This is a genomic window from Microbacterium sp. NPDC007973, assembly GCF_042958465.1.
In the GTDB taxonomy this organism is placed as follows: Bacteria; Actinomycetota; Actinomycetes; order Actinomycetales; family Microbacteriaceae; genus Microbacterium; species Microbacterium galbum.
On record NZ_JBIBJJ010000001.1, the window covers coordinates 974,498 to 997,561 of the forward strand.

Here is a 23,064-nt window from a genome sequence, read left to right on the forward strand (position 1 = left end):
CGTCAGGTGGAGTGCGTTCCTGCCCCGATAACCTGCTCGTCGCACACCGCGGTGAGGCGGGGACGGGCAGGCTCAGCCGACCACCATATGAGGGCAGGGGGAATCGAGGAGCGCAAAGTCCAAGCATACGCGGCAGGACTCGCCGTGTCCAGTCCAATTCTTGACGCGTCTGCGGACCTGCGGTATAACCGCGTGCGCCCGTCGTCCATTCCCTCTCGGGCCCGCCCTCAGGCGCGCCGGAACCGCACGCGATCGCCCGGTCTCACCTGCGCCAGCGTGTCGAGCGCGGCATCCGTCACCACGCCGATCACGGGATAACCGCCGGTGACGGGACCGTCGGCCAGCAGGACGACGGGGCGGCCGTGCGGAGGCACCTGGATCGCCCCCGGGCGCATCCCCTCGCTGGGCAACTCGTCGTGTCGACCGCGGTCGAGGGCGGGGCCGTCGAGACGGACGCCGACGCGATCCACGTCGCTCGAGACGCTCCAGGGGGTGTCGAGAAGCGTCGCCCACGCGTCGGCCGCGAACCATTCGGCACGGGGACCCTCCGCGACGGCGACCTCGTGCAGCGAGGGCGGGACCGTCCAGGGGAAGGCGTCGACCACGGGAACGGCGGATGCCGCGGACCCGGCATGCAGCACATCGCCCGCGCGCACGGGAGCGGGGCCGAGCCCCGCCAGCACGTCGCGCGCTCGCGAGCCCAGAGCGGCCGGGGCGGCGATCCCCCCGCGGACGGCGAGGTAGGCCCGCAGCCCCGCACGAGCGGACCCGAGGCGCACCTCGGCCCCGGCGAGAACGAACTGGGGCGCGTAGGCGTCGACCGCGCGGCCGTCGACGACGACGTCGACCAGGGCTCCGGTCACGCACACCCACGCGTCGCGCTCGGCGCGGGCGACGAAGCCGCCGAGGGCGATCTCGAGACCGGCGGCCGCCTCGTCGTTGCCGACCAGGCGGTTGGCCACGCGCAGCGCCCGCCGATCGAGCGCCCCCGAGCGCGCGACGCCGAGGGCGGCGCGACCGGCGCGGCCGAGGTCCTGCACGGTGGTGAACGCGCCGGGGTGGAGGACGCGGAGGGCGGGGCGGGCGTCAGCGGTCGCGACAGCTAGGGAGGGGGCTGAGCCCGGCGATGCCTCCGGGGGCGGCGGCGTGGCGAGGGGTCCGGCGGCGACGCGCTCGCGCTCCGGGACGAAGCGCACGCGCGCTCGCGGGGGCAGCAGCACCGGGGTGGCGGCATCCGGGTCGAAGAGCACCGCGTCGGTCGAACCGATCAGCCGCCAGCCTCCCGGGGTCTCGCGCGGATAAGCCCCGCTGAAGGCGCTCGCGATCCCCACGGCCCCGGCCGGCACGCGGGTGCGCGGCTGCGCCAGGCGCGGAACGTCGAAGGGCCAGTCGGCACTGACGAGGTAGGCGAAGCCCGGGGCGAAGCCCGTGAAGGCCACCGTCCATTCCACCCCCGCGTGCCGGGCCACGAGATCGCCCGCGGGGATGCCCAGCAGCGCGGCGGTCTCGTCGAGATCGGCTCCGTCGTAGCGCACCGGCACCTCGACGAGAGGGCCGGGCGGCACGGCTCCGGCGGGCGAGAGGGCGGCGTGGCGGATCCACTCCTCGACCGCCGCGCGACCCATGCGGCGCGGGTCGAACACGACGAGGACGGTGCGCGCGGCCGGGACCAGCTCCTCCACGCCCGCGGGCGGCGCGACGGCGAGGGCCGCGTGCAGGGCCACGACACCGGCGAGGTCGGCGACCTCGGCCAGCACGGCCCGCTCCCCCATGGGCCGCAGGGTGACGGATGCCGCGCGATCGGCATCCCCCGAGGGCGTCACCACGGAGCGCGCACCGAGACACCGGCGTCGTCGAGAGCGATGCGCACCGCCCGCGCCATCTCGACCGCGGCGGGGCTGTCGCCGTGCAGGCAGAGGGAGGCCGCGTCGACCGGGAGGGAGGTGCCGTCGACGGCGTCGACCACTCCCTCGCGCACGAGCCGCAGCGCGCGCTGCGCCACCCGGGCGGGGTCGTCGAGCAGGGCTCCCGGGGTTCCGCGCGGGACGAGCGCACCGTCGCGGGTGTAGCCGCGGTCGAGGAAGGCCTCGCGCACGAAAGGAAGTCCCGCGGATGCCGCTGCCTCGGCGATCGCCCCCGACAGACCGAGCACGGGCAGGGGCCGACCGAGGCGGGCGGAGTGGTCGGCGACGGCGGCGACGACCGCGGCCGCCTGCCCCGCGTCGTCGATCATCGCGTGGTACAGCGCGCCGTGGGGTTTGACGTAGCGCAGTTCGGCACCCGCCGCGGCGAGCGCGTCGAGCTGCGCCGCGATGCTCGCGCGGAGGTCGGCGGGGGCGGGGTCACGGCGCACGCGGCCGAAGTTGTCGCGGTCGTCGTACGAGGGGTGCGCTCCGACGGCGACGCCGAAGCGGCGGGCCCGCTCGACCGAGGCCCGCATCGAGGCGACGTCGCCCGCGTGCGCGCCGCAGGCGACGTTGGCGCTCGACACGACGGCGAACATCGCCTCGTCGTCGGCGGTCGGCATCCCGTCGACCGTCTCGCCGAGGTCGGCGTTGAGGTCCACCTGCATGCTGCCACGGTAGCGGCGGGGCGGGCCGGTAGCGTGAACGCATGGCCCGCATGCGCATCGAACCCGACGACGCCCCGACGGCTCGACTGTCGGACGGGTCGCTCGCGCGCGTCTCTCCTTCGGGGTTCGTCTCGGGCTGGGAGCTCGTCGTCGACGGCACCCCGCAGTCGCACGTCGACCTCGACGACCCGACGCACCTGCACTTCGAGTACGTCGCGCGGATGGGCGCCGTCATCGACCGGCTCCGGATGCCGGGCCAGCCCCTCACCGCCGTGCACCTGGGCGCGGGTGCCCTCACGCTCCCCCGCTACGTGGAGGCCACGCGGCCGGGGTCGCGACAGCAGGTGATCGAACTCGAGCCCGCGCTGTGGGACCTCGTGCGCGAGAACCTGCCCCTTCCTCGCGGCGCCTCGGTGCGCGTGCGCATCGGCGACGCGCGAGAGGGACTCGGCCGGCTGCCCGCGGGCCTGGACGGGGCCGTCGACCTGCTCGTCAGCGACGTGTACTCGGGTGCACAGACCCCGGCCCACCTCACCACGGTGGAGTTCTACCGCGCGGCATCCCGTCTCCTGGCACCCGACGGTGTCCTCCTGGTCAACGTCTCGGACGGACCCGGCTTGGCCTTCGCCCGTCGGCAGGTCGCGACCATCCGCGAGGTCCTCCCCGAGGTCATCGTGCTCGCCGAGGTGCAGGTGCTCAAGGGACGCCGGTTCGGCAACCTCGTGGTCGCCGCCTCCGCTGCGCCCCTCCCCGTCGAGTGGCTGCCGCGCCTGATGGCGGCGGGACCCCACCCCGCGAAGGTGGCCCAGGGCGGCGAGATCGTCGAGTTCATGCGCGGGTCGCGTCCCGCCACGGATGCCGATGCGACGCCGTCGCCGAAGCCCTCGGCATCCATCTTCGAACGCTGACGTCGCCGGATGTCGAGGAGGGGCTTTCGCCCCTCGACCGCGTGGCGCGTGCGGTGTCGGCACGAGGTCGGCGCAGACTGGAACTCCTGCCCGACCGAGAGGAGCGACGGTGAGCTACATCCACGGGTACGACCCCGACACGTTGCGTGAGATCACCGACTCCCGCGAGTGCCAGGAGCGTCTCGACGAGATCGGGTCGCAGCGCAGTCTGCACGCCCTCCTCGAGCGGGTGTGGCTGCTGAAGGTGCTCGACCGGTTCGACGAGGCCCTGGCCGTCTCGGAGCAGTCCGTGCGCGTGGCCCGCATGGCCGGAACCCGCCGCGATCTGCTGCGCGCGCGCATCCTGCACGCCACGATCATGCAGTGCCGGGGCGCCTACGCCGCCGCCGAGCAGGAGCTCACCATGTGCGCCGAAGAGGCTGAGGGACAGGGCTGGGCGAGCATCGCCGCCTTCGCGCTGCAGCACCGCGGCAAGGTGCACTACGACGAGGGCGACTACGAGGGCGCCCGTCGCGACTTCAAGCAGGCGCTCTTCCTCCGTCAGAACGCCGGCGCCACCGACGCGCAGCTCGAGTCCACGCTGCTGGCGATCGACGCAGCCGACCGTCGACGCACGCGCGAGGTCGTCGCGAGCTGAATGTCGTAGGCCACGCCTAATCTTCCGGTCATGTCCGATCTGCAGCGCGTACGCACGTGGGCCGAGGCGCTGATCACCCTGCACCTCGACGCGTCGTGGACGTTCGCATTCGACAACGCCAAGCGACGCGCGGGGCTGTGCGACTACAGCCGCAAGCGCATCAGCGTCTCGCGGTATCTGGCCGCCCGATACGACGACGACACCAACCATCAGACGCTCCTGCACGAGGTCGCGCACGCGCTCGCGGGGCCCTCGGCCGGCCACGGGCCGCGCTGGAAGCGCACGGCGCTCGAGCTCGGCTACGTCGGCGGCACGACCCATGCGGGCGAGACGGCGAACGAGCTCGCCCCGTGGGTGGGCACCTGCCCCGCCGGGCACGTCGCCTATCGTCACCGACGCGCGACGCGGCCGACGTCCTGCGCGAAATGCGCTCCGTCGTTCGACCCGCGCTTCGCGCTGTCGTGGGTGCACCGCGACATCACGCGCGCCGAACGTCGCGCTGCCGCCACTCCGCGGTGATGGCCCGCGGCCGGTGTCGCCGGGCTCGCGGCCGTCCGCGAGGCGCGGGCCCGATGACGTCGTCGCGTCATCCGTCCCGGCCCGCGCTGACAACACTTCGGCCTCGACCGCCGTTCGCGGGCTGACGCCCGGGCCTCGGGGCTCACGCGCCGACGAAGACCCCGTCGCGCAGCACCGGGACCACGGATACCGCGTCGCGCGCGGCCGCGGCGAGCACGGCGTCGCGACCCCCGTCGGCGGCGAGCGCGCGTCCCCCGCCGCTCGCCGTGAGCAGGTGGCGCACCGCCCCGCCCAGGGCACGGAAACCCTCGCCGGCGACGGCGGCGTCGGGCGAGGCGTGGTCGATGCCGAGGTCGCCGAGGGCGGCGATCACGGCGCCCGCACCGAGCAGGTCCTCGACGGCGAAGCGCACGCCCTGGTCGTCGGTCACCCCGGCCGCGAGGATCGAGATGCTGGTGCGCTCGCCGCGGGAGCGCTGCACCTCGAGCACGTGCGCCGCCACCGCCGCCGCGTTGCGCAGACCTGCCGCGACCACGTGGGCGCCCGTCTCGTGCGCCGCCCGGGCGAGAACGGCCGCCTCGTCGTCGTCCGCCGACACGTCGAGGCCGGCGGAGTTCTCGACGGCGGCGAGGGCGTGGGCGGTCAGGCCGAGCGGCTGCACGATCAGCACGACGTGCGCGGGGGCGAGACGGCGGAGCCCACCGAGGCCCCACTCCAGGCGCACCTGGTAGTCGGACTGCGACAGGGCGGGGTCGATCGGCATCCTTCGATGCTAGAACGACGGGGACGTCGTGCCCGCCGGTCCTCTCCGCTGATGACGGATGCCGCGGCGGGGGGCGGATCGTCACGGCGCGGCCGTCAACCCATCGCTCGCCCCCAGGCGGATCGGGCACCATCTGAGCATGCGGATCCTGCTGAAGTTCGTGATCGACTGCGACCCCGACGCCGCGTGGCGCGCCCTGCACTCCCCGCGCGCGGTCGCGGAGCTGTACGGACCCCTTCTCACCGTCGACGGGCTGACCCAGATGCCCCCCACCTTCGAATCCGGTGACGACGTGCCCGTGCAGATGAGCGTGGCCGGTGTCGTACCCGTCGGGCGCCAGCTCATCTCGGTCGCGGATCGGGAGACCAGCGACGCGCACGGTCGCGTCCGCGTGTTCCGCGACTGGGGCGTTCCGTTGACCGGACCGCTCTCGACCCTCGACGTGTGGGATCACCAGATGGCGGTCTCCGCCGCCCCCGGTGAGCCGGGGAAGACCCTGTGGCGCGAGCGCCTCACCATCGGCGGCGCGACGGCCCCCGCGCTGTGGCCCGGGCTGTGGGCGACGTGGCAGTGGCGCGCCGCCCGGATCCGAGCACTCGCCCCGACCTGGGCGCACGACCCCGAAGACGAGCCGAACGCCGAGGGATGAGCGACGTGCACGTGCGCGCGGCGACGCCCGGCGACAGCCGGTGCATCGCCCACGTGCACGTGCAGAGCTGGTGCGAGGCACGCACTGCGCAAGTGCCCGGCGCGCTCGTCGAACAGCTGGACGTCGAGCTCTCGGAATGGCGGTGGGCGGCGCGGCTGCGCGGGGAGACACCTCCGGGAGCCGAGCGCCTCGGGGATGCCTGGGTGGCCGTCGTCGACGACCGCGTGATCGGATTCGCCTCGGGCGGGCCGACGCGCGACGCCGATCGCCCGCGGTCGGAGTCGGAGCTGTACGCCCTGTACGTGCTCGCGAGCCATTACGGCACGGGCGCGGGGGCGTCGCTGCTGCAGGCAGCCGTCGGGACCGGCGCCGCCAGTCTTTGGGTGCTGTCGGACAACGAGCGCGCCCTCGCGTTCTACGCCAAGCACGGCTTCGCGCCCGACGGTGCCGCCCGGGCCGACGAGCGATGGGGCGGGTCGCTGACGGAGCTGCGCCTGACGAGGTGAGAGCCGGCCTCAGACGAGCCCGTGCCGGTAGGCGAACACCACGAGCTGCACGCGGTCGCGCACCGCGAGCTTGGTCAGGATGCGGCTGATGTGGGTCTTCACGGTCGCCTCCGACAGAAATTCGCGCTCGGCGATCTCGGCGTTGCTGAGCCCCGTGGCGGCGAGCGCGAAGATCTCCTGCTCGCGCTCGGTCAACGCGCCGAAGGCCTCGGGGACCGGCTCGGCACCGGCGCCGTCGGCGATGTGGGCGAAGAGTTCACGGGTGGCCTCCGCCGCGATGACGGCAGAGCCGGCGTGCACGGTCCGCACCGCCGAGAGCAGGAACTCCGGCTCGGCGTCTTTCAGCAGGAATCCGCTCGCGCCGCGCTGGATCGCCCGAGCGGCCGCCTCGTCGAGATCGAACGTCGTGAGCACGACCACGCGGGGTGCGTCGGGCTCGCGCAGGATCTCGGCCGTCGCCGTCAGGCCGTCCATCACGGGCATGCGCACGTCCATCAGCACGAGGTCGGGGCGCGTCGCCCGCACGACCTCGATCCCCTCCCGTCCGTCGGAGGCTTCTCCCACGACCTCGAGGTCGGGTTGCGAGTCGATCACCATGCGGATGCCGGCGCGGAACAGGGCCTGATCGTCGACGAGGACGATGCGGACGGGGGCGGTCATGCGAGGGAGCCTCTCGTGCGGGGATGGGTTCTCGGCATCCGTCCGCTCACTGCGGGGAGCCGATCGGAAGAGTGGCCTGGACGACGAATTCGCCGTACTCGGGCTCGGCCGTCAGTCGACCGCCGACGAGCTGTGCGCGCTCGCGCATCCCGATGAGCCCGTGGCCGCCGGCAGCGGGCACGCCGACGGCGGCAGACGTGGAGCGGGCGTTGCGGACCGACAGCTCGACGCGGTCGGCGAACCACCCGAGACGGACGCGCACGCGGGGATCGACACCGTGGCGGAGCGCGTTGGTGAGGGCCTCCTGCATGATGCGGAAGACCGCCAGCTGGATCGCGGCGGGCGGTTCGCCGGGCGGGACCGGGTCGACACGGACATCGAGCTCGACACCCGCCGCACGCACCCGGTCGAAGAGCTGATCGAGGTCGGCGAGAGTCGGCTGGGGGCCCTCTCCCTGGCTGTGGCGCAGCTGACTGAGGAGCACACGCACGTCGGTGAGGGCCGCCCGCGCGGTCGACGAGATCGTCGCGAGCGCGTCGGAGGCCGCCGCGGGATCGGCCGCGGCCGCGTACCGTGCGCCGTCGGCCTGCGCGATGACCACCGCGAGCGAGTGCGCGACCACGTCGTGCATGTCGCGGGCGATGCGCACGCGCTGCTGCTCGGCGATCGTCTCGGCCTCGGCGGCGCGCTGCGCCCGGCTGTTCGCTGCGGCGCGCATGGCCGTGCGCACCAGGGCGCCCGACACCCACGCGAGCATGAGCGCGAACCCGGATGCCAGCAGCAGGGCGCCCACGGCGAACCAGTCGTTGATCGTGAGCGGCGCCGACAAGCCCCGACCCACGAGGTAGAGGGGGACGATCGCCGCCCCCGCGATGCCCGAGGCGAACCCCCACCAGAAGACCCGCCTGCTGCCGTAGGCGGCGGTCGTGTAGAGCACGGCGAAGATGGCGAGGTCGGTGGGCGACGGCTGACGTCCGAAGCCCATCTGCAGGAACGCCCCCACCCAGGCCAGCACGAGGGCGAGTCCGGGCTGCAGGCGGCGCATCGCCAGCGCAGCGGTGAGGGCGAGGGCGACGAGGACCGCGCCGACGTTCTCCCCGACGACGGCGAGAGGGGCCAGCGCCCCGCTCGTGGTGCCCGCCAGCTCGACCGCAAGGGCGAGCAGCCCGAAGACACCGGCGACACCGAGGTCGGTGACCAGTTGATAGCGCTGCAGCGGGCGGAGGGTGAGCATCGTCCTCACGCTACGCGGCGACGCCGGGCGCGGCATCCGCCTGGGGATGTATCCGGGAGCCTCGGAAGGAGGACACCGGGGCGGCGTCAGCCGGGGAAGTCGGCGGGCTCGATCGGGCGCGCTTCGAAGAAGGTCTGCAGCACGACGGTCGTGCGCGTGTTGACCTGTGCGGCGGCGCGGATGTCGCGGATCAGCGCCTCGAGATCGCGCGGTGTCGGGACCCGCACGAAGAGCATGTACGCCGCCTCGCCCGCGATCGAGTGGCAGGCCTCGATCGCGCTCAGGTGAGCGAGCAGCTCGGGGGCGTTGTCGGGCTGGGCGGGGTCGAGCGGGGTGATCTCGACGAAGGCCGCGAGCGGACGACCCAGGGCCTCGGCGTCGAGGATCGGACGATACCCCTGCACGATGCCCCGGGCCTCGAGGCGGCGCAGACGCGACTGCACGGCGGAGACCGAGAGGCCGACGCGCTCGGACAGGTGCGAGAGCGTCGCCCGAGCATCGATCGAGATCTCGCGGACGATCGCCGCGTCCACCGCGTCGTCGAGGCGGGGGGCGCGCGCGGGGACCTCGGTCATGCGCTCGACAGTAGCAGTGCACCCGAACGGCACCCTGGTGCGTGCCGTAAGTTTTCCGTTAGCATGACGCTTTAGCAGGAATATTTACAGTCTCGATCGGAGGATGCCATGACCACCGCGACACCCATCCGTGCTGACCAGGATCTGCTCGGCGGTCGCACCGTCGACGCGGTCGAGCACACCCCCGCCTGGACCCGACTCAAGGCCGCAGCGTCCGCACTGCAGACGCTGCAGGCGAAGGACGGCTCGATCGACGACACCGCCGCGGCGGGGCCCCTCATCGACGACGTCGTCGAAGCGATCGACGCCCTCGCGCCGCTGTTCCCGCACGACGCCGCTTATCTCTCGGCATCCGTCGCCGACTTCCGTCGGTGGAAGGCCGAGGGGCTCGGGACGCCCGACTTCCTCGACTCCCTCGTGGCGTTCCAGCCCCAGGAGCACCGGGTCGACGGCATCCGTCACCTCGTCGTGTTCCCCATGTACACGCAGAACGGCTCGAGCTCGCGTCACGTCGAGGCGGTGCTGGTCGAGGCGATCTGGCCCGAGTTCATCGCCCGCCTGGAGACGGAGTACACCAACCGCCTGTTCGTCTCGCTGCGCCTCATCGACTTCACCGCGGGCTACGACACGAACTCCGCCGTGCTCTTCCCCGAGACGGTCGCGATGCGCGAGATCCCGACCTTCACCTGGGGCGCGATCTTCCAGGACCGCGAGGCTGCGCGGTACCGCCGGGTGACGCGCGCCGCCGCGGAGATCACGAAGCTCGACCTGCCCGAGGCCGCCGCGCGCATGCTCGACGACCAGGCGCTGACCGAGCAGACGTTCGTGATGTGGGACATCATCCACGACCGCACGCACATGCGCGGCGACCTGCCCTTCGACCCGTTCATGATCAAGCAGCGGATGCCGTTCTTCCTCTACTCGCTGGAGGAACTGCGCTGCGACCTCACCGCCTTCCGCGAGTGCGTGTCGCTGCAGGCCCGCCTCTCGGCGCGCGATGACCTCGACGAGGCGGAGCGCGCGATGCTCGAGCACGCCGAGCTCGTGCAGTACGCCGTCATCTTCGATCGCATCTTCCGCTTCGCCATCACCGGGTCGCGCGTGCGCAACTACGACGGACTGGGCGGGCAGCTGCTCTTCGCATGGCTCCACCAGCGCCGCGTGCTGCACTGGACCGACACGTCGCTCGCGTTCGACTGGGACGAGGTGCCGGCCGCCGTCGTGGCCCTGGCCGACGCGATCGACGAGCTCTACTGGCGCTCGATCGACCGACCGAAGACGGCGCACTGGCTCGCCGCGTACGACCTCGTGCGCGCCGTCGTGACCCCGCACCCCGCCTCGGTATGGGCGCGAGGCCTCCCCGACGACGTGCTCGCGGGCCTGCCCAAGGGGTACACCGACGCGGTGCTCGACGACGAGTTCCCCCTGTCGATGTTCTTCGAGGCGCTGGAGAAGAAGATGCGCCCGGTGATCGCCTCCACGGAGGGGATCCGCGGGACGGACTGACGCCGGGCCCCCGGCCCGGCTCCGGGTGCGCAGCTCAGCTCCGGGGCCTCGGCCCGAGTCGGGGCGCCGCGCCAGGGCCCCGGGCCGCTGCGGGCGCGCAGCGGCGCCGCGTCCACGCTCAAGAGCGTTCGAGTGTCCAGGACACGCCGTGTCGGGCCGCGCGGAGCGGCGTGTCTTGGACGCTCGACGGGGTCGCGGCCCCGGGCACGAGCCGCGGGGCACTCGCGCGCGCGGCTCGCGACGAGCACACTCGAGGGAACGTGACCGGCCGAGCATGACGGAGGACGCATGAGCGACGTGAGCCAGACGGAGACGCCGCCGCCGGAGCAGGCGCAGGAGCTGGTGCGGGGGCGCCTCGTCCTCCTCGCGGGCGGGACGAGCGCGGTGGGCCGCGCCGCGGCGCGCGCGCTGCTCGAGGCGGGCGCGCGGGTGGTGATCGTGGGCTCCGACGCGACGCGTCTGGCCGAGGCCGCGGCGGACGCGCCCGGTGCCCACGCGGAGCTGTGCGACCTCACCGACGCGGATGCCGTGTCCGCGCTGCGCGATCGCGTGCACGCCGCGCACGGCGATGTGGACGGCGTCCTCCACCTCGTCGGGGGATGGCGTGGCGGTGGCGGGCTGGCCGGTCAGAGTGACGAGGAGTTCGCGTTCCTGCTCCGCTCGCTCACGGCGCTCCGGGCCGTCAGCCGCGCCTTCGACGAGGATCTGCGGGCCTCGCCCGCCGGCCGTCTCGCCATCGTGTCGTCGACCTCGGTCGCCCGCCCTCTCGCCGGCGGCGCGAACTACGCGGCCGTCAAGGCGGCGAGCGAGGCGTGGACGCGTGCGGTCGCCCAGGGATTCGCGAAGAACGCCCGCGACGCAGAACGCGCGATCTCCGCGGCGGCCGTCATCTTCCGCGTGAAGAGCCTGAACGGTCTCGAGGAGGCCCTGGCCGCCGCCTTCGTCGCCCTGTGGGACGACACGGCGGACGCGTTCAACGATGTCGTGATCGAGGTCGGGGCGGGCGCCTGAGGTCAGCCTCCGGGATCGGGATCGCGCGCGGCCCCGCGTTCCGTCGACTCTCGGTCTGAGGCGCCGGGTGTCGCGGCATCGTCACGGCGCGACCCATCGGGAACCGCCGCCGCCGCAGACGCCGTGACAGGGACGGCCCCGGCGCCGACGGCATCCCCGTCATCGGATGCGGCGGGCGCGGCATCGACATCGCCGGTGACAGCGGCCGATCGGTACTGCGCCGACAGGACGCGATACGACCGCGTGAAGAAGGCGAGTACGCCGACCACGACCATGACGAGACCCGCCATCACGAAGACGAGCGCGATGCCGCGCGACTGTCCGTCGCCGAGCAGCCATCCCCACGTGGCGCGTCCGTCCGCTCCTTCCATGTAGGGGATGACCACGAACTGGGCGATCGGGGCGATGAGGAACGAGGTGATCGGGGCGGCCGCCGACTCGAATGCCGCGGCGAAGCCGAAGACACGGCCCTGGGTGGTGAACGGCACGACCTTCTGGATGACGGTCTGCTCCGCCGCCTCGACGGGAGGGATCAGCGCCATGTACACCCAGATGCCGATCGCGTAGAGCCACCACCAGTCGCGGAGCGTGAACACCGCTCCGAGCGCGCCCATGGCGATGACGATCCACAGCATGGTGCGGATCGGGTTCTTGCCGAGTCCGAACTTCGCGACGAGTCCTCCGCCGATGATGAATCCGGTCGCGGTCACCGCGAGGACGACGCCCCACACTTCGGCGTCGTAGACACGGCCGTCGATCTCGATGCGGAACAGCTCGAGACCGTAGGGGTCCATGAGCGCCATGTAGACGCCGCCGATGAGGTTGTTGAACGTCGAGAAGACGATGAGGGCGAACAGCCCCGGTGCGGCTCGCACCGCTCGCACGGCTCCGCCCAGGTCGACGAGAGGACCCCGTTCGACGCCCGCCGCCGGACGAGGTTCGGGGATGCGGATCGTGAGGAGGTGCACGAGCGCCACGATGGTGAGCCCCACGGCGATCGCCAGCGTCCACCCCATGCCGAGGAACCCGACCGAGAGCCCGCTGAAGACACTGGTCACGACGAACGCGAGACCCTGGACCGTGCCGACGAGGCCGTTCGCGTTCGCGTGACGCTCGACCGGCACGAGGAGGGTGACGGTGGTCGAGAGCGCGATGTTGCGGAGATTCTCGATGACCGCGCCGCCCAGGATGATCCCGGAGAACAGCCAGAACCACGGTCCACCGAGATCGAGCAGCGCCGCCTCCGGGAAGGCGATCCAGAGCGCGCCCGCGAGGAGGAAGGCTCCCAGCGTCACCACGCCGGAGAAGACCATGACGCGATGCTTCCGATGCCGGTCCACCAGGGAGCCGAAGACCATCGCGAAGATCGCGAGCAGCAGCATGTAGGCGCCGCCCACGATGCCCGTCGCCAGCACCGAACGCGTCTCGAGGTAGACCCAGAACGTGAGCGCGAACCAGAGGAAACTCGTCGTGACGTTGGCGGCGGCGGTGTTGATCAGGACGGCCAGGAACGTGCGCTGCCCACCCTCGACGGCGTCGGCCACCAGGGCTTCGGGAGGCTGCGGAGCGGACATGAGCACACGCTAGACCCGCCCTCCGACATCGGCCAGACCTCGGACGATGTCGGCGTGCGGGATCGCGCGTCTGCGCTCCGCGCCCGAGTGACACCGGGCAGTGCGGTCAATCGAGCAGACGGCGAATGTCGTCGGCGGTGAGGCTCGGGCCGCCCGCGAAGGCGCCCCCGCCCTCGTCGGCGCCTCCGTCGAGCACGCGGGAGAAGAGCTCGGACTTCGCCTCTCGAAGGGCCACGACCTTCTCTTCGACGGTGTCGGAGGAGACCAACCGGTACACGATGACGGGTCGGGTCTGCCCGATGCGGTGGGCGCGGTCGATCGCCTGATCCTCGACGGCGGGATTCCACCACGGGTCGAGCAGCACGACGTAGTCGGCCTCCACCAGGTTGAGCCCCACCCCGCCGGCCTTGAGCGAGACGAAGAACGCCGGGTCATCACCGTCACGGAACCGATCGATCTCGGCCTGCCGGTCGACCGTCGTGCCGTCGAGATACCCGGATGCCAGGCCCGCATCGGTGCAGCGCTGGCGAGCCGCTCGAAGGAACCGCGTGAACTGGCTCAGCACGAGCACGCGATGCCCCTCCGCCTCCGCCTCGACCAGCAGGTCTTCGAGCGCGTCGAGCTTCGCCGAGGGCGCGTCGCCCTCGTCGATGAGCGCGGGGTCGAGCGCCAGCTGACGCAGCATCGTGAGGGAGCGGAAGATCGCGAACCGGTTGCCCTCGGCGTCGTCGTCGAGCAGCCCCAGCAGGCGCTGACGCTCACGGTGGAACCGCCGATCGTAGAGCTTGCGGTGCGCGGGGTGAAGGGCCACCTCGATGATGGTCTCCTGCTTGGGCGGGAGTTCGGCGGCGACGAGGTCTTTGGTCCGCCGGAGCAGGAACGGCCGGATGCGTCGGCGCAGGAGATCGAGCCGTTCGGCATCGGCGCCCTTCTCGATGGGCGTGCGGTACAGCTCGGTGAAGGACTCGCGGGTTCCGAGCAGTCCGGGCGCCACGAGCGACATGAGCGCCCACAGCTCGAGGAGGTTGTTCTCCATCGGCGTGCCGGTGATGACGAGCGTGAAGGGCACCGCGAGGGCCCGGGCCGCCCGGTATCCGCGAGACGACGGGTTCTTGATCTGCTGCGCCTCGTCGAGCACGAGTCCCGACCAGGCGACCTCGGCGTACTGCTCCTGCTCGAGACGGAACAGGGCGTAGCTGGTGACGACGACGTGCGCCCCGGCCGCGGCCTCGGCGATGCTGTTCGCACGCCGCGCCCGCGTGGCGGCGATTGTTCGAACCTCGAGGTCGGGCGCGAAGGTCGCGCACTCCCGCGCCCAATTGCCCACGACGCTCGTCGGCGCGACGATCAGGAAGGGCGGAAGCGTCGGGTCGTCGGCACGCGCCGCTTCCATCATCGCGATCGTCTGCACCGTCTTGCCCAGTCCCATGTCGTCGGCGAGGATGCCGCCGAGCCCCTGGGTGCGCAGGAAGTGGAGCCAGTCGAGGCCCGAGCGCTGATAGTCGCGGAGGGTCGCCCGCAGGCCCGCCGGGGGCTCGATCCGGGTGAGGGACGCCTCGTCGGTCAGCCCGCGCACGCGCAGCCACCACTCGGCTTCGTGGACGGCGAGCATGCCGAGCTCGGACAGGTCGTCCCACAACCCCACGTTGTAGCGGTTGATCGCGAGCTCGTTGCCCGGCCGATCGGCGAGGGTACGGGCCTCGTCGATGACGGTCCGGAGGCGATCGAATTCCGGGCTGTCGAGCCGGACGTACTCCCCGTCGCCCAGGAAGAGAACCCGGTCGCCGAGCGCCAGGGCGGTGTAGAGGGCGGTGAAGTCGACCTCGACGTCGCCCACGGTGACCCGGGCGTTCAGGTCGAACCAGTCGCTGCCGTCGTCGGGCCCGGTGCTGAGCTGCACCACGGGAGCCTGGGCCGACGCGCGGTAATCGGGGTCGTCGCCGCGCACCTCCACGCGGACGGACGCGAGGGCCCTCAGCTGCGGCAGCATCTCGCTGGCGAACACGGCCGCCGTCGCGGGCGCCATCGCGCGGGCCGGCGCGGTCCCCGTCGTGAAGGGCGCGGGGATGTCGATCCGCAGTTCCTCGGCGAGGGCGGAGACCGCGCGCCACACGGCGCCCTCGTGCTCGTCGTGCCGACGGCCCCGCGTCGATGAGCGGTCCCACCGCGTCGCGAGCGACGTGGACCCCTCGAGATGCTCGACGGTCACCTCGAGCACGGGGCGCGGCGCCGGAGGAACCTCGACCGTGCCCCGCGGCGACACCACCGGCGCGTCGAGCTGCAGCCGCGGGAGGTAGTCGTGCAGGAAGGTCTCGGATCCGCGCTCGTCGACCGTGAGCGCGCTCGATCGGGCGAGCAGCCCGCGGACCGGTCCCGACGCGGGTGTCGCCAGCCGCGCGAGCGTGATCCGCTCGTCGTCGCCGTCGCGGTCGGCGACGAAGGCCACGGCCACGGCGGGGTCGCCCACCACCCAGGAGGGCAGGGCGGCCGTCTCGACGTCGACGCCCTCCACCGTCCCGCGCACGTGCAGGGTGGAGCCGCGGCGGTCGAGCGACACCGCCGCGGTCACGGGCTCGTCGACGACGCGGACCGGGTGATGGACACCGGCACCCGACACGAGCGGGACCCCGGCGGCGACGACCGCTTCGAGCTGCAGCCACAGCGAGTGGGGCGGGACCGCGGAGAGCGGCATCCACTCGTCGGAGAGGTACGCGCCGGCGCTGAAGCGCCCCAATCGCCCCAGGCTGTCGAGCGCGGCGCGTGCCCGCGGGTCGGCTGGAAGGGCCGCGAGGGCGGACCAGCCGGCCCGGCCCTTGATCCACGTGCCGCGGGTGCCCCGGACCCCCGGCCGCGCGCTGAGGGTGAGCGCCGTTCCGTACCCGCGCCCGCCGCCGCGACGGATGGAGAGGAACAGGCAGAGATCGAAAGGGGCCTCGTCGTCGACGACCGGGGCGGCGGCGAACAGTTCGTCGAGCGAGCGCTGCCACTCGGCGCGGGGCGGGCGCCCCGCCGAGATGAGGCGGTCGAACAGCACGAGAGCCGCCGCGCACGAGTGCTCGCACTCGGGGCCGCGCCCGCACGAGCACCAGCCCGACAGGCGGGACAGATCGTCGGGGACGCGGAGCTCGAGGTGTTCGTACCCCGACGCCCCGAAGGACTGCGCCGTGACGACCAGCACGCCGCTGACGGATCGGGCGTCGCCCACCTCGACCGAACCGTAGACGAGCAGGCGGTCGGCGCGCATCATCGCGGATGCCGAGAACATCTCGCCGGCGATGCTGAGTGCTTCGGGGTCCAACCGCATGCCTCCATTGTGGTCGGGACCGCCGACACCCCGACGCGGTGTGCGGACATCCGTGGAGCGATCCCCCCTGGGGAGGAGCCGGGAAAAGTTACGCTGGAGGGGTGACTTCCCTCCACGACACGTCGGTGCGCGGCTTCGCGTCCGACAACTATTCCGGCATCCACCCCGACGTGCTCGCCGCGATCGCGACGGCCAACGAAGGCCACCAGGTCGCGTACGGCGAAGACGTCTACACCGCGCGCCTGCAGGAGCTGTTCGTCTCGCTGCTGGGCGACGGCGTCGAGGCGTACCCCGTCTTCAACGGCACGGGCGCCAACGTCGTCGGGCTGCAGTCGATGCTCCCCCGCTGGGGCGCCGTGATCTCGGCATCCACCGCGCACATCAACGTCGACGAAGGCGGAGCACCCGAGCGCGTGGGCGGCATCAAGCTGCTCACGGTCCCCACCGACGACGGCAAGCTCACGCCCGAGCTCGTCGACCGCGAGGCCTGGGGCTGGGGTGATGAGCACCGCGCGCAGCCGCTGGTGGTCTCGATCACGCAGTCGACCGAGCTGGGCACCCTCTACAGCGTCGACGAGATCCGCGAGCTCGCGGCGCATGCGCACGGGCACGGCATGCGGCTCCACATGGACGGCGCGCGCATCGCGAACGCCGCCGCCGCCCTCGACGTGCCGCTGCGCGCCTTCACCCGTGACGCGGGGGTCGACGTGCTGAGCTTCGGCGGAACCAAGAACGGCGCCATGATCGGCGAGGCCATCGTCGTGCTCGACCCCGAAGCCTCGACCGGTCTGACGTACCTCCGAAAGCTCGACATGCAACTCTCGAGCAAGATGCGCTTCGTCTCGGCTCAGCTCGTCGCCCTTCTCGACGGCGACCTGTGGCTGCGCAACGCCCGGCACTCCAACGCGATGGCGCAGCGCCTGCGCGCGGGCGTCGAGGCGGGTATCGCCGACGGCTCGATCCAGGGCGTCGAATTCACGCAGCCCACGCAGGCCAACGGCGTCTTCGCGACCCTGCCGGTCGGAGTGGCCGATCGCCTGCGCGCGAGCTTCCGGTTCTACGACTGGGACGAGATGCGCCGCGAGGTGCGCTGGATGTGTTCCTTCGACACGACCGAAGACGACATCGACGCCTTCGTCGCCGCGATCGCGCGCGAGACGACCGCGTGATCTGACGCATCGACACCCGTCGCGGGCGGGATCGACGCGAGAGCGAGGGCCGCTGCATCCGGATGGGGATGCCGCGGCCCTCGTCGTCTCACGCCCCCGCGAGCCAGTCGCGGTAGGCGTCGAATGTGCTCTCGCGTCCGAGGAAGGCCATCACGAGCTCACGCGCGTCGCGCGTGCCGCCGGGCTCGAGGATCTCGCGACGGTAACGCGTCGCCGTGTCGACGTCGAAGAGGTCGTCGCCGAACGCCGACAGCAGATCGCGCGCGATGACGAGGCTCCACTGGTAGGTGTAGTAGCAGGCCCCGTAGCCCGTGAGATGACCGAACCCGGCGTACGAGTGCGAGCCGTCGAGCGGGGTCACCGGACTCGCGGCGCGGTAGTAGCCGTCGACCGCGGACTGCAGGTCGGCGGGCCGATCGACGTGCAGGCGGTACGAGGTCGTCGCGTGCCCGAGCTGCCGGGTCACCTCGAGACCGCGCCCGAAGGCGTCGGCCGTGCGAATGCGCGCGACGAGGTCGGCGGGGATGGACTCGCCCCGGTCGTTCACGGCGAAGGCGGCGAGCGCCTCGGCGTCCCACGCCCATTCCTCGAGCAGCTGGCTGGGCGCCTCGACGAAGTCCCACTCGGTGGCGACCCCCGTCCAGCGCGCCCATTTCTGGTGGCCGCCGAGGATGTCGTGCACGAGATGACCGAATTCATGGAAGAAGGTCACGACCTCGTCGTGCTCGAGCAGTCCGCGCGAGAAGTTGCACAGCAGGACCGATTCCGGCAGCGCGCGTCCCGCGATGCCGGAGGCGAGTCCGAAGCATGCGGCGTGGTTGTACTTGCCCTCGCGAGGGTGGAGGTCGAGGTGGATGCGACCGAGTCGCTCGCCCGCGCGGACGACGTCGTACGTGCGCACGTCGTCGTGCCACGAGGGAGCCTCGACGGGCACGTACTCCACGTCGAGCAGGCGCCCGGTGGTGGCGAGCACCCCGTCGAGCACGCGGTCGAAGCGGAAGTACGATCGCACCAGCTGCGCGTCGACGTCGTACTCCTCGCGCTTGAGCGCGCTGAGGACGTACCAGAAGTCCGCGATCGTGACGGCGTCGGCGGCGGGGTCGTCGCGGCGCAGGCGGGCGAGGACGCGCTCGTACTCGGCGGTCGCCGCCGGGGCCGCCGCCTCCGCCACCCGTTCGAGGAACGCGGCGACCGCGGCGCTCGAGCCGATCATGCGCGTCTCGGTCTCGTAGTCGGCCCAGTCGCCGTATCCGAGGATCCGGGCCCGCTCGGCACGGACGGCGAGCAGCTCGGCCAACACGGGCTCGTTGCCGGGCCACGCGAGGTCGTTGTACGCGCCCACCAGCGCGTGGCGGACCGACCGGTCGCGCGCATACTCGCGCACGGGCATGAGATCGGTGTACTCGGTGGTGAGCGTGACCATCCCCTCGTCGTCGGCGGGGTGCTCGGCGAGGAAGTCGTCGGGCAGGCCGTCGAGCGCCGACGCCGGGACCTTGATCTCGCGACGGCCTTCGCGGATGTTGCGCGAGAACGTCAGCGACAGCTCGGTGTCGCGATCGGTCAGCTCCCGCACGCGCTCTCGGTCGGCATCCGCGAGGTCGACGCCCCCGCGACGGAAGTCGCGCCGCACGTGCTCGAGGAAGCGCTGCTCGTCGGCGTCGAGCCCGTCGGGGTCGGCCTCGGCGAAGACGCTCCACAGCCCGCGGTCGAGGAGACGGCGCGACTGCACGGCATCCACGGCCTGCGCCTGCTTCTCGGCGGCGTCGCGGACCCCGGCATCGGGGTGCGACTCGCTGAGGAGGTGGGAGGGCGCCGCGGCCTCGGCGAGCGCGAGATCCGCCTCGTTCCAGAGCGCGAGACGCTCCCGCAGCGTCATTTCGGCCTCGGCGACGAGTCGCGCGTCGATCTCGGCGACCCGATCGAGAAGCGTGCGCGGACGCTCATGGGCGAACGCGCGCCAGCCGTCGAGGTCGCGGGGCAGGGTCAGGGGTTCCAGGGGAGAATCCGGCATCCTCCGACCCTAGGCAGAGCCTCCGACGCCGGGCAATGGGCGGTGGAGAACCTCCGGGCGACCCGCCGCTGGGGAGGAAAGGTCAGCGCAGGGCGCCCACCGAGGCCAGCGCGAGCCGGATGAGCGTGCCGCGACCGCCCTCCATCTCGTCGGAGAGCGCATCGGATGCCGCCTCCTGCGGCGACAGCCACGTGACCTCGAGCGCGTCCTGGCGCGGTTCGCACGTGCCGGTGACGGGCACGACGTATGCGAGGGACACGGCGTGCTGCCGGTCGTCGTGGAAGGCGCTCACACCCGGGAGCGGGAAGTACTCCGCCACCGTGAACGGGGTGGGCTGCGGAGGCAGCAGGGGGAACGCCATCGGTCCGAGGTCGTTCTCGAGGTGGCGGAAGAGCGCGTCGCGCACCGTCTCGCCGTAGCGCACGCGGCCCGACACCAACGTGCGGGTCATCTCGCCGAGCGGCGTCGCCCGCAGCAGGATGCCGACCTGCGTCACCGCGCCCATGCCGTCGGTGCGCACCGGGAGCGCCTCGACGTAGAGCATCGGCAGGCGTCGACGCGCCTCCGCGAGCTCGACCTCGCTCAGCCAGCCCGGGTTGGGGTGGGGACCTCCCTGCGCGCCTGAGAACGAGGCGGAGAGCGGTTCGCGCTCGTCGCCGTTGTCGCCGGGTTCGGGGTCGGGGGTGCGCACGGGCATGCTCCCTGTATATCAACGTCTGCTCCGGATGCCGCGTTTCCGATGCCGGCGCGGTCGCCGGGCGATCGTCCGGGGCGGTTCGCGCGCGACGGCTTCCGGGTCCTCGCCCCCGCCACCCCTCGCGCATGCCATCGTGTCGGAGGCCTTTGCCACAATGGCGGCATGAGTGCGCATCCCTCCCTCGACCCGTCCGTCGTGCGGTGGTCCGTCCCCCCGAGCGAGCGCGGCGACCGGCCGGTGCTCCTCCTGCTCCACGGCTACGGCTCCGACGAGCACGACCTGTTCGGTCTCGCGCCGTACCTGCCGGAACGGTTCGTGGTCGCGAGCGTGCGGGCGCCCCTCGCGCCGCCGTGGCCCATGCCGGGCGCGTCGTGGTACCCGATCGAGGGCCTCGACGGTCGCGACCCCGACGCCGTCACCCTGGCCGCGCGCGCGGTGCTCGCCTGGGTCCGGGATGCCGTGGGCGACGCGCCCGTGGGCCTGCTCGGGTTCTCGCAGGGCGGCGCGGTGGCCCTGCAGACGCTGCGCGCCGATCCCGACGCCGTCTCCTTCGCGGTCGTCCTCGCGGGATACGCCGCGGGCGGGGAGCTCCCGGGAGACGCCGTCCTCGCCGCGCGTCGACCCCCGGTGTTCTGGGGACGCGGAGCGGCGGACGACGTCATCCCGGCGGCCCTCGTCGACGCGACGGCGCAGTGGCTCCCCGTGCACAGCGAGCTCAGCGGCCGTGTCTACCCGGGTCTCACCCACTCGATCTCGCAGGACGAGCTCGACGACGTACGGGCGTTCCTCGACGCGCGACTCGCGCTCGCGTCGCCGTCGAGCACCGGGTGAGCCGTGACGCCGGTGCGACCTCGCGCACCGGCGGCCGTGCCTACGCTCACGGATGTCGTGGCGCCCTCCCTCGATGCGGCCGGGGGTTCCCCCACGACCGGTCTGCGGTTACGGTGGATATTCCTGTCCCCGAGAACGAGGTCTCCTCCGGTGAAGAACGTCGACGCTTCCGCGCCCCTGTCCGCGCGCTGACCCGTCGACCCGCCGTTTCCTCGGCCGCCCTCCGCTGACGCGGACGGGTCCGGTGTCCGCGCATCCCGCGTTCCCGGAGTCCCGTCATGTCAGCTCTCTCCCCCTCTCTCGTTCTCGACCGCGTCCGCCTCGTGTGGCCCGACGGAACCGTCGCCCTCGACGAGGTCTCCGGCGCCCTCGGCCGGGGGCGCACCGGTCTCGTCGGCCGAAACGGAGCCGGCAAGTCCACGCTCCTGCGCGTGGCCGCGGGGCACCTCACCCCCACGTCCGGCACGGTCTCGGCATCCGGTGACGTCGTCATGCTCCCGCAGCGTCCGGCGGCGGATCCGCACCGGCCCGTCTCGGCACTCCTCGGCGTCGAGACGGCGCTCACCGCCCTTCGCGCCATCGAGTCGGGCGACGTGGCACCGCACCACTTCGACGCGGTCGGCGACGACTGGGATGTCGAGGCCCGCGCCCACACCCTGCTCGCCGAGGCAGGTCTGGCATCCGATGCCCTGGACCGCACGGTCGGGGAGCTCTCGGGAGGGGAGACGATGCTCACCGCGCTCGTCGGGCTCCGCGCCCGCGCGGCCGATATCACGCTCCTCGACGAACCGACCAACGACCTCGACCGCGACGCCCGGGCGCGCGTGAGCGAGCTCGTCGAGAGCTGGCCCGGCACGCTGATCGTCGTCAGTCACGACGTCGGTCTGCTCGAGCGCATGGATGCCACGGCCGAGCTCTACGGCCGCACCCTGAGCGTCGTCGGCGGCCCCTACAGCGCGTGGCGTGCGCAGCGCGACGCGGAACAGGAGGCCGCCGTGCGCGCCGAGCGCGACGCGGCCCAGTCCCTGCGCCGCGAGCGTCGCCAGCGCATCGAGTCGTCCGACAAGCTCGCCACCCGATCGCGCGTCGCGCACAAGGCGCAGGTCGAGAAGCGCGTCCCCAAGATCATCGCGGGAGGACGGGCGAACGCGGCGCAGGTGAGCGCCGGGCGGCTGAGCACGGAGATGAAGGGCAAGGAGGATGCCGCGCGCGCGGCGCTGAGCGAGGCGTCGGCCCGGGTGCGTGACGACGACGTGGTGCGCATCGACCTGCCCGATTCGGGCAACGCGGCCGGGAGACGGATCCTGTCCCTCGGCGACGGCGAACGCGAGTGGATCGTCACGGGTCGCGAGCGCGTCGCCCTGGTGGGTCGCAACGGCATCGGCAAGACGACGCTGCTGGAGAGCCTCGTGGGCGAAATGGACCCCGCAGGGCCGATCCGCGCCCGAGCGAGCGTCGAGCACATCGGCTATCTGCCGCAGCGTCTCGACGGCCTTGACGACGCGGCATCCGTCCTCGACACCGTGTGCGCGGCGGCGCCGCGCGTTCCGGTGGCGCTCGTGCGCGATCGACTGGCACGGTTCCTCGTGCGCGGGGATGCCGTCGGTCGACCCGTGGGGTCGCTGTCCGGCGGCGAGCGCTTCCGCGTCGCGCTCGCGCGGCTGCTCCTCGCGGATCCCCCGCCGCAGCTGCTCGTGCTCGATGAGCCGACCAACAATCTCGACCTCGACACGGTCGATCAGCTCGTTGCGGCGCTCCAGGCCTTCCGGGGCGCCGTCCTCGTGGTCAGCCACGACGACGCGTTCCTCGCGCGCCTCGGCCTCGACCTCCGGCTGCGGGTGGACGACGGGCGCCTGTCCGAGAACGCGCCATGAGGCGGGCGGCTGGGCGCCGAGGCCGCCCGCCTGTTCCGAGATCCCCTGCCCCCGCGCCCGATCG

The 23,064-nt window shown here is 72.6% G+C and carries 20 protein-coding genes; 10 read left to right on the forward strand and 10 right to left on the reverse strand.

The annotated features are described in order from the left end of the window. Positions 1-227: 227 nt before the first annotated feature. Both ACFZA2_RS04815 and pxpA read right to left on the reverse strand, forming a co-directional pair. Complete coding sequence (locus ACFZA2_RS04815) at positions 228-1,826, reverse strand: 5-oxoprolinase/urea amidolyase family protein (RefSeq protein WP_391401292.1); 1,599 nt, start codon at positions 1,824-1,826, stop codon at positions 228-230. Further along, positions 1,820-2,572, reverse strand: a complete 753-nt coding sequence (gene pxpA / locus ACFZA2_RS04820) for a 5-oxoprolinase subunit PxpA (RefSeq protein ID WP_391401295.1) — start codon at positions 2,570-2,572, stop codon at positions 1,820-1,822. The genes ACFZA2_RS04815 and pxpA overlap by 7 nt, the downstream gene beginning before the upstream one ends. Positions 2,573-2,613: 41 nt before the next feature. On the opposite strand from pxpA, the gene ACFZA2_RS04825 reads away from it, so the two are divergent. The 3 genes from ACFZA2_RS04825 (at position 2,614) to ACFZA2_RS04835 (ending at position 4,636) form a co-directional block, all read left to right on the forward strand. Next, entirely contained in the window at positions 2,614-3,480 is an 867-nt protein-coding gene (locus ACFZA2_RS04825; protein WP_315993666.1) for a fused MFS/spermidine synthase, read from the forward strand. 109 nt (positions 3,481-3,589) lie between these two features. Next, the gene (locus ACFZA2_RS04830) at positions 3,590-4,117 is read left to right on the forward strand and encodes a hypothetical protein (protein ID WP_315993667.1); all 528 of its coding nucleotides are present in this window, start codon (positions 3,590-3,592) and stop codon (positions 4,115-4,117) included. Between the two features lie 30 nt (positions 4,118-4,147). Then, positions 4,148-4,636: a SprT-like domain-containing protein gene (locus tag ACFZA2_RS04835; protein ID WP_315993668.1), complete on the forward strand. Its 489-nt coding sequence runs from the start codon at positions 4,148-4,150 to the stop codon at positions 4,634-4,636. A 142-nt stretch (positions 4,637-4,778) separates the two neighbouring features. Here ACFZA2_RS04835 and ACFZA2_RS04840 read toward each other — a convergent pair whose 3' ends face one another. Continuing rightward, a complete protein-coding gene (locus ACFZA2_RS04840; protein ID WP_391401300.1) occupies positions 4,779-5,399 on the reverse strand; it encodes a 2-phosphosulfolactate phosphatase in 621 nt (206 codons plus the stop codon). A gap of 139 nt (positions 5,400-5,538) precedes the next feature. On the opposite strand from ACFZA2_RS04840, the gene ACFZA2_RS04845 reads away from it, so the two are divergent. Together ACFZA2_RS04845 and ACFZA2_RS04850 are read left to right on the forward strand one after the other, a co-directional pair. Next, positions 5,539-6,048, forward strand: a complete 510-nt coding sequence (locus ACFZA2_RS04845; RefSeq protein ID WP_315993670.1) for a hypothetical protein — start codon at positions 5,539-5,541, stop codon at positions 6,046-6,048. Beyond that, positions 6,045-6,554: a GNAT family N-acetyltransferase gene (locus ACFZA2_RS04850; RefSeq protein ID WP_391401304.1), complete on the forward strand. Its 510-nt coding sequence runs from the start codon at positions 6,045-6,047 to the stop codon at positions 6,552-6,554. The genes ACFZA2_RS04845 and ACFZA2_RS04850 overlap by 4 nt, the downstream gene beginning before the upstream one ends. A 9-nt stretch (positions 6,555-6,563) precedes the next feature. Here the strand turns inward: ACFZA2_RS04850 and ACFZA2_RS04855 are convergent, their stop codons facing one another. The 3 genes from ACFZA2_RS04855 to ACFZA2_RS04865 form a co-directional block, all read right to left on the reverse strand. Next, positions 6,564-7,214: a response regulator transcription factor gene (locus ACFZA2_RS04855; protein WP_315993672.1), complete on the reverse strand. Its 651-nt coding sequence runs from the start codon at positions 7,212-7,214 to the stop codon at positions 6,564-6,566. A 46-nt stretch (positions 7,215-7,260) separates the two neighbouring features. Further along, positions 7,261-8,448: a sensor histidine kinase gene (locus ACFZA2_RS04860; RefSeq protein ID WP_391401307.1), complete on the reverse strand. Its 1,188-nt coding sequence runs from the start codon at positions 8,446-8,448 to the stop codon at positions 7,261-7,263. Positions 8,449-8,534: 86 nt separating this feature from the next. After that, positions 8,535-9,023, reverse strand: a complete 489-nt coding sequence (locus ACFZA2_RS04865) for an Lrp/AsnC family transcriptional regulator (protein WP_315993674.1) — start codon at positions 9,021-9,023, stop codon at positions 8,535-8,537. A 108-nt stretch (positions 9,024-9,131) separates the two neighbouring features. On the opposite strand from ACFZA2_RS04865, the gene ACFZA2_RS04870 reads away from it, so the two are divergent. Next, a complete protein-coding gene (locus ACFZA2_RS04870) occupies positions 9,132-10,529 on the forward strand; it encodes a DUF6421 family protein (protein WP_391401310.1) in 1,398 nt (465 codons plus the stop codon). Between the two features lie 288 nt (positions 10,530-10,817). Next, the gene (locus ACFZA2_RS04875; protein WP_391401313.1) at positions 10,818-11,540 is read left to right on the forward strand and encodes an SDR family NAD(P)-dependent oxidoreductase; all 723 of its coding nucleotides are present in this window, start codon (positions 10,818-10,820) and stop codon (positions 11,538-11,540) included. 2 nt (positions 11,541-11,542) lie between these two features. Here ACFZA2_RS04875 and ACFZA2_RS04880 read toward each other — a convergent pair whose 3' ends face one another. Together ACFZA2_RS04880 and ACFZA2_RS04885 are read right to left on the reverse strand one after the other, a co-directional pair. Continuing rightward, positions 11,543-13,114, reverse strand: coding sequence for an MFS transporter (locus ACFZA2_RS04880; RefSeq protein ID WP_391401316.1), 1,572 nt, complete (start codon positions 13,112-13,114; stop codon positions 11,543-11,545). Between the two features lie 106 nt (positions 13,115-13,220). Next, positions 13,221-16,418 (reverse strand): DEAD/DEAH box helicase, encoded by a 3,198-nt coding sequence (locus ACFZA2_RS04885; protein ID WP_391401318.1) that lies wholly within the window; start codon positions 16,416-16,418, stop codon positions 13,221-13,223. 101 nt (positions 16,419-16,519) lie between these two features. Between ACFZA2_RS04885 and ACFZA2_RS04890 the strand changes: the two genes are divergently transcribed. Next, on the forward strand, positions 16,520-17,587 hold the full coding sequence (locus tag ACFZA2_RS04890; RefSeq protein WP_391401321.1) for a threonine aldolase family protein: 1,068 nt from the start codon (positions 16,520-16,522) through the stop codon (positions 17,585-17,587). 88 nt (positions 17,588-17,675) lie between these two features. On the opposite strand, the gene ACFZA2_RS04895 is transcribed toward ACFZA2_RS04890, so the two are convergent. Next, the gene (locus ACFZA2_RS04895) at positions 17,676-19,598 is read right to left on the reverse strand and encodes a M3 family metallopeptidase (protein ID WP_391401324.1); all 1,923 of its coding nucleotides are present in this window, start codon (positions 19,596-19,598) and stop codon (positions 17,676-17,678) included. Between the two features lie 82 nt (positions 19,599-19,680). After that, positions 19,681-20,295, reverse strand: coding sequence for an NUDIX hydrolase family protein (locus ACFZA2_RS04900; RefSeq protein ID WP_315993683.1), 615 nt, complete (start codon positions 20,293-20,295; stop codon positions 19,681-19,683). A 162-nt stretch (positions 20,296-20,457) separates the two neighbouring features. Here ACFZA2_RS04900 and ACFZA2_RS04905 point away from each other — a divergent pair, with 162 nt between their 5' ends. Together ACFZA2_RS04905 and ACFZA2_RS04910 are read left to right on the forward strand one after the other, a co-directional pair. Continuing rightward, positions 20,458-21,126: an alpha/beta hydrolase gene (locus ACFZA2_RS04905; RefSeq protein WP_391401327.1), complete on the forward strand. Its 669-nt coding sequence runs from the start codon at positions 20,458-20,460 to the stop codon at positions 21,124-21,126. A 278-nt stretch (positions 21,127-21,404) separates the two neighbouring features. After that, positions 21,405-23,000 (forward strand): ABC-F family ATP-binding cassette domain-containing protein, encoded by a 1,596-nt coding sequence (locus tag ACFZA2_RS04910; RefSeq protein WP_391401330.1) that lies wholly within the window; start codon positions 21,405-21,407, stop codon positions 22,998-23,000. Positions 23,001-23,064: the final 64 nt, after the last annotated feature.